Raw genomic sequence first — 12,401 nt, 5'->3', positions numbered from 1 at the left:
GGTTCATGGCACAAGGTACGCATGATTTCGTCCCCGATCCGCGCAACGACGCGATCCTGATCAACGTCAATGGCGACCTCGTGCCGCGCGCGCAGGCGAGCGTCTCGGTGTTCGACAGCGGCTTCATGCTCGGCGACGGTGTGTGGGAAGGCATCCGCGTCCACAAGGGGCGCATGGCTTTTCTCGACCAGCATCTCGATCGTTTGCGGGAAGGCGCGAAGGCGATCGCGATGGATATCGGGATCACGCGCAACGAGCTGGAGCAGCGGCTCCATGCGACGATCGACGCCAATAATATGGATGCATGCCACATCCGGCTGATGGTGACGCGCGGTATCCGCTCGACGCCCTATCAGGACCCGCGCGTCGTCATCTCGCCCGCAACGATCGTGATCATTGCCGAGCATAAGGATCCGTTACCCGCGACGGTCGAGCAGGGGCTGTCGCTCTTCACCGTCCACGTCCGCCGCGGCGACCCGGCGGTGCAGGACCCCAAGCTCAATTCGCATTCAAAGCTCAACTGCATCACCGCATGCATTCAGGCCGCGCAGGCGGGCGCCGACGAAGCGCTGATGCTCGATCCGCACGGCTTTGTCGCGACGTGCAACTCGACCCATTTCTTCATTGTGAGGAAGGGCGAGGTGTGGACGTCGAGCGGCGATTATTGCCTCGCCGGCATCACGCGCAGCAACGTGATCAGCCTGTGCCGGGAAAATGGCATCCCGGTGTTCGAGAAGAATTTCTCGCTCACCGACGTTTATGGTGCCGACGAAGCGTTCGTTACCGGCACCTTTGCCGGCGTAGTCCCCGCGCACACGATCGACGGCCGTGTACTGACCGGGGGCCGGGGGCCGATGGTCGAGCTGCTACAGGGGCTCTACAAGGCGTTGATCGAACGCGACATCGCCGGACGGTCGCGGCCGTGAGCGACTGCATCCGCATCGCCATGTGGTCGGGTCCGCGCAACCTTTCGACCGCGATGATGCGCAGCTTTGGCAGCCGCGCTGACAGCTTCGTTTCCGACGAGCCCTTTTACGGTGCGTATCTGAAAGAGACGGGTGAACCGCAGCCGATGGCCGATCAGGTGATAGGATCGATGGATTGCGACTGGCACGGTGTCGCCCGGACGATGACCGGCGCTTGCCCGGCCGGCGCGCCGGTCTGGTATCAAAAGCATATGGCGCATCATATGGTCGGGCCGATTGCGCATGATGATTTGCAGGGTCTGCGTCACGCTTTCCTGATCCGCGATCCCGCCCGGGTTGTTGCAAGCTACGCCGCCAAGCGCGTCACCGTCCGCCCCGATCATCTCGGTACGAAGGCGCAGGTCGAATTTTTCAATCGCGAGGCCGACCGCCTCGGCCACGCGCCGCCGGTGATCGACAGCGCCGACATCTTGCGCGACCCGCCCGCAATGCTGCAAAAATTATGCACGGCGCTGGCCATCGCTTGGGATCCCGCGATGCTGCATTGGAAAGCGGGGTTGCACCCGACGGACGGCATATGGGGATCGCACTGGTATGACGCTGTCGTATCGAGCACCGGCTTTGGCCCGCCCGACAAGCCGCAGCCCGAACTGACTCCCGACGAACAGGCGGTCGCCGATGCTTGCCGCCCCGAATATGACCATCTGGCGCAGCACAAGATTCCGCTGTCCTAACAACTCCTGTTTTGCCATCAACGGGATGGGCACCAATAACAGGCGGGACAAACATGCAATCCAGAATGAAGTTGGGCAGTTTTCTGCGGGGAATCGCTTTTGGCGCGCCCGCTCTTTTCGCGGTTTCGATGGTATCCGCACACGCGCAGGAGGCCAGCGGCCAGACCGTTATTACCGCCGCGCGTTATGTCGATGTGCTGACTGGCAAGACGATCGATTATCCCGCCATCTTCGTCGGCACTGACGGGCGTATCACGAGCATCGCTGACGCGCGCACCGTACGCTGGGGCGCCGGGGTCAAGCATGTCGACCTGGGCGACAAGACTTTGCTTCCCGGCCTGATCGACATGCACGTCCACCTTGACGGCCCCGCCGACATCGGTGGTTATCGCGGGCTCGAATTCACCGACAGCTTCTGGGGCATGACCGCGGTCAAAAATGCGAACGACATGCTTGGCGCGGGTTTCACCACCGTCCGCAACGTGGGGTCGGACAACCGCAACGACATCGGACTCAAGCAGGCGATCGACGCCGGCTATGCGACAGGCCCGCGCATCGTCCCCGCGGGTTATGCGCTCGGCGCGACCGGCGGGCATTGCGACAGCACTTTCCTGCCGCCCAGCCTTGAGAAGAAGGACGGAAAGGAAGAAGGGATCGGCGATACCACCGACGAACTGCGCTATCAGGTCCGCCGCCAGCGCAAATATGGCGCCGAGGTGATTAAGGTCTGCGCGACCGGCGGGGTCTTTTCGCGCAACACTGAACCCGGACAGTTGCAGGTTTCCGAACCCGAGCTTCGCGCGATCGCCGACGAGGCGCATCAATGGGGGCTGCGCGTCGCCGCCCATGCCCATGGCGCAGCCGGTATCCGCGCCGCGATTGCGGCAGGGATCGACACGATCGAGCATGTCAGTCTGGTCGATGATGAGGGCATCCGGATGGCGCTCGCGCGCAAGCAGCCGGTATGGTTCTCGATGGATATCTACAACACCGAATATACGCAGGCGGAGGGCGCGAAAAATGGCGTGCTCGAGGATAATCTGCGCAAGGATCGCGAGATCGCGCAGATCCAGCGCGACAATTTCCGCAAGGCGCACAAGGCCGGCGTCCGGATGGTCTTCGGCTCCGACGCGGGAGTGATGCCGCATGGGGAGGTTGGCAAGCAGTTCCGCGTCATGGTCGAATATGGGATGACGCCATTGCAGGCAATTCAGGCCGCGACGCGCAACGCCGCCGAGGCGCTGGGCCGCGAAAAGGATGTCGGGGCGATCGCGGTTGGCCGCTATGCCGATATCGTCGCGGTCGACGGCGATCCGCTAGTCGATGTGCGCCAGCTGGAAAGCATCGATGCGGTGGTCAAGGGCGGCGCGCTGGTGAAGGGCGGCTGACAACTGCCATTTCTTTCCGTTCGTGCTGAGCTTGTCGAAGCACCGTTCTGTTCTACCCGTTCGTACGGAGAGAAGGACGGCCCTTCGACAGGCTCAGGGCAAACGGGAATGGGCGTGGATCAGTAAACCACCAGCTTGTCGACCAGCGCCTCGCGCATCTCCGGCGTGAAATTCAGGACCGCTTCCGCATAAGTCGCGACATCGCCGTGATCGCGGCGCACCGTCGCCAGTGCGGCGTCGAGGAATATCGGGTTGACCGACATCAGCGTGCGGATCGCATCGTCGTGAATTTCCGCGCCATAGCGCGCGCGGATGGCGTTGCCACCCTGCGCAATGCGTTCCTCGATCTTTCCGGCCGTGTTGGTCAGCAGATAATCCTGCATCAGATCATCTTCATGGACGCCGAGGAGGCGGTGGACGACCGCGACGGCAAAGCCGGTGCGATCCTTGCCCGCGACGCAATGCACCAGGCTCGGCGCATCATATTCGGCAAGCGCCGAAAGATAGAGGCGCAGCGTGTTCACCAGCGCGGGGCGATAGGGCATGCCGGCATAGACATCGACCATCCGCGACCGCGCCGTGTCATTGTCGATCGTGCCGCCAGCGGCCTGCAAATGCGGCGCGAGGCCTGCCGTATTGCCCTCGGCGAACAGCACCCGCGCCGAAAAATTCTCTGACCGCTTGCACGGATGCAACGCGCGCTCATCGTCGCCGCGCAGGTCGACGACGGTTTCGATCCCAAGGCCGTCGACCGCAGTCAGGTCGTCGGGGGTCGCTTCCTGATGATGCGCCGACCGCCACAAGATACCGCTGCGCAGTCGCCCGCCGCCTTCGACGCCATAGCCGCCATAGTCGCGGAAATTGTGGATGCCGGACAGGGGCAGGACACGTTCGGCAATCATCGTCATTCTCCCGTAAACACCGGCGCGCGCTTTTCGATGAAGGCGTCGATAGCCTCACGGTTGTCGGCGGTTTCGTGCACGATTGCCTGATAGGCGGCACTGAGTTCGAGGATGTCGCTCATCCGGCTGTGCTGCGCTTCACGCAGCAATCGCTTGGTCAGTCTTAGCGCACGTGGGGGGTTGCACACAATGCGTTCGGCAATCGCGACCGCACGGTCCAGCAACTCCTCGTCGGGGACGACATCGGTGACGAGGCCATATTCCTTCGCCTGCTGCGCATCGAACCGGTCGCCGGTCAGGAACAGCTCGGCCGCGCGCGGATAACCGACGATTTTCTGGAGCAGCCAGGCGCCGCCGTCGCCGGGCACGATCCCGACCTTGACGAAGCTGCACGCGAATTTGGCGCTCTCGGCGGCGATGCGAATGTCGCAGGTGCAGGCGAGGTCGGCGCCAAGGCCGATGGCATGGCCGTTGATTGCCGCGATCATCGGAATTTCGCAGTCCATCAGTGCGCGGATCACCGCCTGCACGCCGCGGCGATAGTTCGACCGCGTCGAATCGGGCTGGTCGAGTACGCCGATTCCGGTGCGGTCCTTCATGCCCTTCAGATTGCCGCCGGCGCTGAACGCCTTGCCGCTGCCGGTCAGGATGATCGCGCTGATGCTGCGGTCGCGGCCTACTTCCTGCATCGTGTCGATGATGTCGTCGCAATCCTCGTGGGTGCCGATCGCATTCATGCTGTCGGGCTTGATCATCGTCAGGATTGCGATTTTGCCCCGCCGCTCGACACTCAAAAACTCACCCATGTTCAAATTCCCTTTGCTGCTCCCGAAAAGCTATTGCATGGCTGTCGGGACATGCAAGACTTTGCACTCTATCCTTTTGATCCGCCCGGCGACATTCTCGCACTGCGCACCGATTTGCGGGCATGGCTCGCGGTGCATCAGCCCCAAGGCGATATCGTCGAGCGCGCCAATTGCTGGGCGAGCTTCGACGCCGATTTCAGCCGCAAGCTCGGCGCCGCCGGTTACATCGGCATGACGCTTCCGGCGCGTTATGGCGGCGGCGATCGCCATCCGCTCGAACGTTATGTGGTGATCGAGGAATTGCTCGCGGCGGGCGCCCCCGTTGGCGCGCACTGGATCGCCGACCGCCAGACCGGCCCGTTGATCCTGCGCTATGGCAGCGAAGAACAGCGCCAGCGCTATCTGCCAGGCATCGCACGCGGCGAACTCTACGCCTGCATCGGTCTGTCCGAACCGGGCGCGGGGTCGGACCTTGCTGCGGTGCGCACAAGTGCCCGCGAAACGGCAGAGGGATGGCGCATCAACGGCCAGAAAATCTGGACCACCGGTGCGCATCTGTCGCACGTCATGCTCGCGCTGGTGCGGACCGAGGAGGGGAGCGAGCGCAATGCGGGGCTGAGCCAGCTGCTCGTCGATCTCGACACCCCCGGCATCACCATCCGCCCGATCATCGACATGGCGGGCAACCATGATTTCAACGAGGTTTTCTTCGACGATGTCCTCGTGCCGCACGGCGCGCTGGTCGGCGAACGCGGGCAGGGGTGGAAGCAGGTTACCGCCGAACTCGGCCTCGAACGCTCGGGTCCCGAACGCTATTTGTCGAGTCACGCGCTGCTTGTCGCGCTCATCGACGCGGCGGGCCCGGATCCCGATCCGGCGGTCGCGGGGCTGATCGGCGAACTGGCCTCCGAAATGTGGACGCTGCGCCAATTGTCGATGTCGACCGCGGCGAAGCTCGCGGCGGGGGAGGATCCGATGGTCGAGGCCTCGGTGGTCAAGGAACTGGGCAACAGCTTCGAACAGGATATGCCGCGCCGGATTCAGGCGGTGGTCGAATGTGGATGGGACGACCCCGACGATCTGGCGCGATTGCTCCGCGCACTGCTCATCGCCTCGCCCAGCTTCTCGCTGCGCGGCGGAACGCGCGAAGTAATCCGGGGGATCATCGCCCGCGGATTGGGCCTGCGATGAGCGCGGCGCGCGACATGCTGTGCGATACCGCCAGCGCGGCCTTCGCCGAAGCCTCGACCGCCGGGATCGCGCCGGTCGAGGCGGCGGGTTTCGGCCTGTTGCTGGTTCCAGAGGCCGACGGCGGTTTCGGTGGCGATTGGGGCGATCTCAATGCCGTGCTGAAGATTGCGGGTGTCATGGTGCCCGACCTGCCAGTGGCGGAAAATATATTGTCAGGATTTGGCGACGTGCCCGACGCGCTCCACGCCGCCGCGACGGTCAGCCTGATGGCAGGCGCGATGGGGCAGGCATTGGCGCTGTCGGTCGAACATGTGAACACCCGCCAGCAATTCGGCCGCCCGCTCGGCAAGTTTCAGGCGGTGCAGCAATCGCTCGCGGTCATGGCGTGCGAAGTGCGCGCGGTCGATGCGGCTGCGGCGGCGATGGCGGCGCGGCTCGATGCGGCAGGTTTCGATGCGGCCGATTTCGAGATTGCGGCGGCGAAGCTGCGCGCCAACCGCGCGGTCGGGATCGTCACTGCCATCGCGCATCAGGTCCACGGCGCTATCGGCTTTACCAGGGAATATGATCTGAACCGCGTGACGATCCCGCTGATGCGCTGGCGCGGTGCGCACGGTAACGACGCGCATTGGGCCGGAATATTGGGCCGGCAGGTTGCGGGCCTCGGCGGGCGCGGTCTTTGGGAAACACTGACCGCGCGCGCCGTTTAGAGGCCGAGAAGCATCGTTATTGCGAGCCAATTATTTCACCGCACCGCCCGATTTGAGCGCGGCAATCTTGGCCGCATCATAACCCAGACCAGTCAACACAGCCTCGCTGTCACTGCCAACCTGCGGCGCAGGCCTCGGAGTGTCGTTCACCGTCGCCGAATAGCGCGGCGCTGGTGCCGGTTGAATCGCGCCGCCAACCGTCAGGAAGGTTTCGCGTTCGACATTGTGCGGATGCTTCGGCGCTTCGCTCAGCGACAGCACCGGCGCGAAGCAGACGTCGGTCATTTCCATCAGTTCGCACCATTCGTCGCGCGTTTTCGTTGCGAACAGCGCGGCGACCTTGTCCTTCTTTGCCGGCCAGTTTTCCTGGTCGTCCTGCACGTCGAATGCTGGATCGGTATCGAGCCCGGTCTTCGCGCGCAGCAGGGCGTAAAATTGCGGCTCGATCGATCCGATCGAGATGAACTTGCTGTCGCTGCAGGTGTAAGTGTCATAGTAAGGAGCGCCGCCATCGAGCCGGTTGACGCCCGCCTCGTCCTTCAGCGCTCCTGCGCTGTGGAACCACCAGCTCATGCCCGCGAGCAGCGCCGAACCGTCGGTCATCGCGCAGTCGATCACCTGACCTTCGCCGGTCTTCGCCGCGTGGAGCAGCGCGCTCGACATGCCGAACGCCAGCATCATACCGCCGCCGCCGAAATCGCCGACATAATTGACCGGCGGAACGGGCTTTCCGCCGCGCACGCCGATGCCGTGGAGGACGCCCGACAGCGAGATATAGTTGATGTCGTGCCCCGCCGCCTGCGCATAGGGACCGAACTGACCCCAACCGGTCATGCGCCCGTAAACAAGCTTCGGATTGTCGCCGAGCAGCACATCGGGACCCAGACCCAACCGCTCCATCACGCCGGGGCGATAGCCCTCGATGATCCCGTCGGCGGTCTTGCAAAGGTCGCGAGCGATCTGCACCGCCTCGGGGTTTTTCATGTCGAGCGAGATCGAGGTGCGGTTACGCGACAGCGGGTCGCGCGGGTCCATGAAGCTGCCGGGCCGGTCGATGCGGATGACTTCGGCGCCATGGTCGGCGAGCATCATGCTGCAAAAGGGGCCCGGGCCAATGCCCGCAAATTCGATGATCCTGATACCCTTGAGCGGTCCGGACATGTGGCTCTCCCGTAAAAAGATGCGGCCCCGGGCACCGCCCGATGCGCAAAGTCACCATAGCAATGTGGCTGGTCCGGGACATCCCGGACCAGCCTGAACATATTTACAGCCGTTCGATGATGATCGCGGGTGCCATGCCGCCCGCAGCGCACATAGTGACCAGACCATAGCGGCCGCCCGAGCGTTCGAGTTCGTCGAGCGCGGTGCCGATCAGGATCGAACCGGTGGCACCGATCGGGTGGCCGAGCGCCATCGAGCCGCCATTGATGTTCACCTTCTCGCGGTCGAGGTCGAGGTCGCGGATGAACTTCTCGGCGACGACCGAAAAGGCCTCATTGATTTCCCAGACGTCGATGTCGTCCTTGGTCAGCCCGGCTTTTTCGAGCACCTTGTTCGCCGCCGGAACCGGGGCGTTGAGCATCAGCGTCGGATCGTCACCGATATTGGCATAGGCGACGACGCGGCCGCGCGGCTTCAGGCCATGCTTGTCGGCATATTCCTTCGACGTCAGCAGGATCGCGGCGGCGCCGTCGACGACGCCCGACGAGTTGCCGGCATGGTGGAAATGCTGGATTTCCAGATCGGGATAACGACGGTTGATCTGCTTGCGGAAGGTGAAGCCGCCGCCAAGGTCGAAATCGGCAAGACCGGTGAAGCTGGGCTTCAATGCTGCCAGACCCTCCGCGGTCGTTTCGGGCCGCGGGAATTCCTCGCGGTCGAGCGCGACGCTACCGTCGGTGTTGAGGACCGGCACGATCGACTTGTCGAAACGGCCTTCCTTGATCGCGCGGTCGGCGCGCTGCTGGCTGACCAGCGCCAGCGCGTCGAGCGCTTCGCGGCTGATGCCTTCGATCGTCGCGATCGCGTCGCCGCATACGCCCTGATGCGACTGCGGGTGCAGTTCGTCGAGTGCTTCATGACCCGAACCCATCAGGCGCTGGGGCAGGCCGGCATTGGCCTGCTCGGCGGCGAAGGCCGCGGTATAGCTCATCATCTCGGTGCCGCCGGCGATGACACAATCTTCCATGCCTGACATCACCGATGCCGCGGCAAAGTTGACCGAGCTGATCCCGCCGCCGCAGAAACGGTCGAGCGTCGTGCCGCTGGCCTTGGTGTCATAACCTGCCGACAGCGCCGCCATGCGGCCGAGGTCGCCGCCCTGCTTGCCATTCTGGCTCGACGTCGACCAGACGATGTCGTCGACCGTCGCGGTGTCGAGATTGTTGCGGTCGCGGATCGCGGCGAGGACGGTCGCGGCGAGATGCTGCGGGTGGAGGTGCGACAGTGCGCCCTTGCCGGGCTTGCCGATCCCGCGCGGGGTGCGGACGGCGTCGATAATATAGGCTTCGGCCATGGTGATAATCCTTTCAGTGGGGAGTGATTGACGAGGTGGCGCGCGGCCACCCAGGTTTTAACGCGGGGCCATTCTGATCGCACCGTCCAAACGGACTGCTTGACCGTTGAAATAGGTGTTGCGAACCATCTCCATCGCAAGGCTCGCATATTCCTCGGCCTTGCCGAGCCGCTTGGGGAAGGGGACGGACGCCTCGAGGCTTTCCTTCACCTTCGGGTTCATATTGTTGAGCAGCGGTGTGCCGAATACGCCGGGCATGATGGAGTTGACGCGGATGCCAAGGTCCATCAGGTCGCGCGCCATCGGCAGGACAAGGCCGTTCACGCCCGCCTTGGCCGAACCATAGATGACCTGGCCGATTTGTCCGTCCTGCGCCGCAACCGATGCGGTCAGGATGATTGCCCCGCGCTCACCGTCTTCCATTTCGGGAAGCGTCGCCATGCCTTCGGCCGAGATCGACGCGACGCGGTAGCTGGAGGTCAATATTCCCTCCACGCCAAAGGCATAATCTTCGGTCGGGGTGCGGCGGAAGGTTCGTGTTTCCTTGTCATAGGCCAGCGTCTTGCCGCGCCGCGAGGTCATGGCGCAGTGGACGCAGATCCGTTCCTGCCCGTGCGCTGCCCGCGCCTTGGCATAGCCGTCGAGCACCGATTGTTCGTCGGTGATGTCGACGCGGCAGAAAATGCCGCCGATCGATGCCGCGACTTCTTCGCCCAGCGCTTCATTGATGTCGAAGATCGCAACCTTGACGCCTGTGGCGGCCAGCGCCTCGGCGGTCGCCCGGCCCAGACCCGAGGCCCCACCGGTCACAACGGCTGCGGTCGATGAATCGAATTTCACTATATTGCCTCCTCAGGCCGGGATTTCGTTGAATGGCACGCCCTTGTCGGGGCGGTGGTCCTGCGGCAGCCCGAGAACCTTTTCGGCGATGGTGTTGAGCAATGTCTCGTCCGAACCGCCCGCGATGCGGCCCGTCGGCGCGTTGATCCAGCTCGACGTCCAATCCTCGCGTTGCGAGGCATGTTCGTCGAAGGCGAAGCCGTCGCTGCCGCGCAGATCGATCGCCAGTTCTGACAATTTCTGGCGCGAACGCACCGCGACCAGCTTGTTCAGCGACCCTTCGGCGCCCGGGATCATGCCGGCTTCCATCATCAGCCGCGCGCGCACGTTGATCGAATCGAGCCCGGCGCGCATCGCATGGTTGCGCGCGATCTGCTGGCGGATGCGGCCATCCTCGATCGCGGGCTTGCCGTTGATCTCAATCTCTTTGGCGAGTTCGACGAACAGGTCGAGGTGCGGGCCGAACCCCGCGCTGTCGGTCGCGACATAGCGTTCGATCATCAACGTCGCGATGGCGACCGCAAAGCCGCCGCCGACCGGCGACATGCGATGATCGTCGCCGATCTTCACATCGTCGAAGAACACCTCGTTGACGTGGCTGTCGCCGCCCGCAAGCTTGATCTGGCGCACGGTGACGCCGGGCGCCTTCATGTCGACCCAGAAGTAAGTGAGCCCCTTATGCTTGGGCACATTGGGGTCGGTGCGGACGACGATGACGCCATAGTCGCTATAATGCGCCCAACTCGTCCATACTTTCTGGCCGTTGATCTTCCAGCCATTGCCGTCGGTTTCGGCCTTGGTGCGCAGGCCCGCAAGGTCCGACCCCGCCGCGGGTTCGGAGAAGAGCTGGCACCAGATTTCCTCGCCCTTCAGGGCCTTCAGAACGCGTTCCTTGACGAACGCCTTGTCGCCGCCGAACTGCATCAGGATCGGCACCGGCATGCCCAGCGAGATGCCGAAATAAAAGTTCGGAAAACCGTGCTTCATCTCTTCGGCGTCGAAGCTGATCTTTTCGAGATGGCCGAGGCCCTGACCGCCATATTCGACCGGCCAGTTGATACCGGCATAGCCCGCGTCGAACTTCGCCTTCTGATAGCGGCGGCCGAGTGCGAGGTCATCGGCTTCGGACAGCCCCTGACGCGCGTCGCGGCCAAAGTCGGGCACCATCGTTTCGAGCCAGGCAGCGGCCTTGGCGCGATAGGTTTCGAGGTCGCTCATGCGGCTTCTCCTGCCAGCCGGTCGACCAGAACATCTTCCCAGAACAGGCTGTTGCCTTGTTCGATCGCAAGGCTGCGCGCGCGGCGCATATGAAGATGAAGTCCGATCTCCCACGTCACCCCGATACCGCCGTGAATCTGGACACAATCGCGTGCTGCGGTGTCATAGGCCTCGGTCGCCGAAAGCCGTGCGGCAGCCGCGGCGGTGATGAAATCATCGGCGCCTTCGCGCGACGCGGCATGGATGCAATTTGCGCGCGCGAGTTCGACCAGCCCGTAAAGTTCGGCGATCCGGTGTTTGACCGACTGGAACGCGCCGATCACCTGTCCAAAGGCGCGCCGCGTGATGGCATAATCGCGCGCAATCTCCATCAGCGCCTCGGCACCGCCGGTCTGCTCGTGCGCGGTGATGACAGCCTGTAATGCAAGAATGTGCAGCGCGGCGTCGCGCGTCGATCCGTCGACTGCCAGCGCTTCGGCGGGCGCGTCCTTGAATTCAAGGTCGGCGACGCAGCGGCTGTTGTCGAAGCTCGGGACGATGGCCCGTTCGGCATTTGCAAGATCCGCGACCGCCAGTACCGGACCGTTCGCGCCGTCAGCAAAAACGACGGCGATGTCGGCGGAAGCGCCAGCCGACACCCCGGCCAGCGTGCCGTTGAGGCGGCCATCGGCAAAGGTGACACCGGGTTTCGCCGGCAATGCGTCAGCGCCCGATGCAAAGGCCACGGCCCCGATCGTGTCGCCGCTGGCAAGGCCCGGCAGCCAATGCGCTTTCTGCGCGTCGCTGCCATAAAGCTCGATCGCCTTGGCGGCGCCGAAGCTCGAGGTCAGGAAGGGCGCGCCGCTGAGCGTCCGCCCGGCCTGATGCGCGATCAGCCCCATCTCGATCAGGCCAAGGTCGAGCCCGCCATAGGCTTCGGGAAGGGCGAGGGCGGTCCAGCCCTGTTCCTTCGCCATCGTCCAGAAGCCTTCATGATAGCGGCCGGTGACTTCCAGCAGCGGCAGCAAGTCGTCCTTGCGCATCCGCGCTTCGAGCGCGCGCCGCGATTCGGTCGCGATCGCCTGTTGTCCCTCGTCGTAAAGGATGCTCATCGCGGCATTTTCCTCTCCCAAAACTGTCGCCCGCCAGTGAACCGGACGTTGACGTAAACGTCAAGTTCTTTGACGCCGTG

The 12,401-nt window shown here is 63.8% G+C and carries 12 protein-coding genes; 5 read left to right on the top strand and 7 right to left on the bottom strand.

Annotation, left to right across the window (positions count from 1 at the left end; all coding sequences use genetic code 11):
* Nucleotides 1-5 precede the first annotated feature (5 nt).
* From AC1RRJ_RS07880 to AC1RRJ_RS07870, 3 genes are read left to right on the top strand one after another with little or no spacing between them, the layout of a single operon-like run.
* Nucleotides 6-926 carry an aminotransferase class IV gene (locus AC1RRJ_RS07880; RefSeq protein WP_493121195.1) on the top strand — a complete coding sequence of 307 codons (921 nt, stop codon included), beginning with the start codon at nucleotides 6-8 and terminating at the stop codon, nucleotides 924-926.
* Nucleotides 923-1,660 carry a sulfotransferase-like domain-containing protein gene (locus tag AC1RRJ_RS07875; protein ID WP_493121194.1) on the top strand — a complete coding sequence of 246 codons (738 nt, stop codon included), beginning with the start codon at nucleotides 923-925 and terminating at the stop codon, nucleotides 1,658-1,660. Before AC1RRJ_RS07880 ends, AC1RRJ_RS07875 begins: the two co-directional genes overlap by 4 nt.
* 53 nt (nucleotides 1,661-1,713) lie before the next feature.
* A complete protein-coding gene (locus AC1RRJ_RS07870; RefSeq protein WP_493121193.1) occupies nucleotides 1,714-3,048 on the top strand; it encodes a Xaa-Pro dipeptidase in 1,335 nt (444 codons plus the stop codon).
* Between the two features lie 119 nt (nucleotides 3,049-3,167).
* Here AC1RRJ_RS07870 and AC1RRJ_RS07865 read toward each other — a convergent pair whose 3' ends face one another.
* Together AC1RRJ_RS07865 and AC1RRJ_RS07860 are read right to left on the bottom strand one after the other, a co-directional pair.
* Nucleotides 3,168-3,950 (bottom strand): tyrosine-protein phosphatase, encoded by a 783-nt coding sequence (locus tag AC1RRJ_RS07865; RefSeq protein WP_493121192.1) that lies wholly within the window; start codon nucleotides 3,948-3,950, stop codon nucleotides 3,168-3,170.
* Between the two features lie 2 nt (nucleotides 3,951-3,952).
* Complete coding sequence (locus AC1RRJ_RS07860) at nucleotides 3,953-4,756, bottom strand: crotonase/enoyl-CoA hydratase family protein (RefSeq protein ID WP_493121191.1); 804 nt, start codon at nucleotides 4,754-4,756, stop codon at nucleotides 3,953-3,955.
* A gap of 51 nt (nucleotides 4,757-4,807) precedes the next feature.
* Between AC1RRJ_RS07860 and AC1RRJ_RS07855 the strand changes: the two genes are divergently transcribed.
* Complete coding sequence (locus tag AC1RRJ_RS07855; protein ID WP_493121190.1) at nucleotides 4,808-5,947, top strand: acyl-CoA dehydrogenase family protein; 1,140 nt, start codon at nucleotides 4,808-4,810, stop codon at nucleotides 5,945-5,947.
* A complete protein-coding gene (locus AC1RRJ_RS07850; RefSeq protein ID WP_493121189.1) occupies nucleotides 5,944-6,657 on the top strand; it encodes an acyl-CoA dehydrogenase family protein in 714 nt (237 codons plus the stop codon). Before AC1RRJ_RS07855 ends, AC1RRJ_RS07850 begins: the two co-directional genes overlap by 4 nt.
* Nucleotides 6,658-6,687: 30 nt before the next feature.
* Here AC1RRJ_RS07850 and AC1RRJ_RS07845 read toward each other — a convergent pair whose 3' ends face one another.
* The 5 genes from AC1RRJ_RS07845 to AC1RRJ_RS07825 all read right to left on the bottom strand — a co-directional run bounded on the left by AC1RRJ_RS07845 (nucleotide 6,688) and on the right by AC1RRJ_RS07825 (nucleotide 12,321).
* The gene (locus AC1RRJ_RS07845) at nucleotides 6,688-7,818 is read right to left on the bottom strand and encodes a CaiB/BaiF CoA transferase family protein (RefSeq protein ID WP_493121188.1); all 1,131 of its coding nucleotides are present in this window, start codon (nucleotides 7,816-7,818) and stop codon (nucleotides 6,688-6,690) included.
* Between the two features lie 103 nt (nucleotides 7,819-7,921).
* A complete protein-coding gene (locus AC1RRJ_RS07840) occupies nucleotides 7,922-9,172 on the bottom strand; it encodes an acetyl-CoA C-acetyltransferase (protein WP_493121187.1) in 1,251 nt (416 codons plus the stop codon).
* Between the two features lie 57 nt (nucleotides 9,173-9,229).
* The gene (locus tag AC1RRJ_RS07835) at nucleotides 9,230-10,012 is read right to left on the bottom strand and encodes an SDR family NAD(P)-dependent oxidoreductase (protein ID WP_493121186.1); all 783 of its coding nucleotides are present in this window, start codon (nucleotides 10,010-10,012) and stop codon (nucleotides 9,230-9,232) included.
* A 12-nt stretch (nucleotides 10,013-10,024) separates the two neighbouring features.
* A complete protein-coding gene (locus AC1RRJ_RS07830; protein ID WP_493121185.1) occupies nucleotides 10,025-11,230 on the bottom strand; it encodes an acyl-CoA dehydrogenase family protein in 1,206 nt (401 codons plus the stop codon).
* Nucleotides 11,227-12,321, bottom strand: a complete 1,095-nt coding sequence (locus AC1RRJ_RS07825; RefSeq protein WP_493121184.1) for an acyl-CoA dehydrogenase family protein — start codon at nucleotides 12,319-12,321, stop codon at nucleotides 11,227-11,229. The genes AC1RRJ_RS07830 and AC1RRJ_RS07825 overlap by 4 nt, the downstream gene beginning before the upstream one ends.
* Between the last annotated feature and the right edge of the window lie 80 nt (nucleotides 12,322-12,401).

This window comes from Sphingopyxis sp. GW821-FHT12C06 (genome assembly GCF_058807415.1).
Note: the sequence above shows the minus strand (reverse complement) of the source record. Positions and strands in the feature narration are given on the sequence as shown.

Coding starts and splice junctions, on each gene's coding strand:
- AC1RRJ_RS07880 (WP_493121195.1), top strand. CDS start 6: ATGGCACAAGGTACGCATGATTTCGTCCCCGATCCGCGCAACGACGCG.
- AC1RRJ_RS07845 (WP_493121188.1), bottom strand. CDS start 7,818: ATGTCCGGACCGCTCAAGGGTATCAGGATCATCGAATTTGCGGGCATT.
- AC1RRJ_RS07840 (WP_493121187.1), bottom strand. CDS start 9,172: ATGGCCGAAGCCTATATTATCGACGCCGTCCGCACCCCGCGCGGGATC.
- AC1RRJ_RS07850 (WP_493121189.1), top strand. CDS start 5,944: ATGAGCGCGGCGCGCGACATGCTGTGCGATACCGCCAGCGCGGCCTTC.
- AC1RRJ_RS07860 (WP_493121191.1), bottom strand. CDS start 4,756: ATGGGTGAGTTTTTGAGTGTCGAGCGGCGGGGCAAAATCGCAATCCTG.
- AC1RRJ_RS07830 (WP_493121185.1), bottom strand. CDS start 11,230: ATGAGCGACCTCGAAACCTATCGCGCCAAGGCCGCTGCCTGGCTCGAA.
- AC1RRJ_RS07865 (WP_493121192.1), bottom strand. CDS start 3,950: ATGATTGCCGAACGTGTCCTGCCCCTGTCCGGCATCCACAATTTCCGC.
- AC1RRJ_RS07870 (WP_493121193.1), top strand. CDS start 1,714: ATGCAATCCAGAATGAAGTTGGGCAGTTTTCTGCGGGGAATCGCTTTT.
- AC1RRJ_RS07855 (WP_493121190.1), top strand. CDS start 4,808: ATGCAAGACTTTGCACTCTATCCTTTTGATCCGCCCGGCGACATTCTC.
- AC1RRJ_RS07825 (WP_493121184.1), bottom strand. CDS start 12,321: ATGAGCATCCTTTACGACGAGGGACAACAGGCGATCGCGACCGAATCG.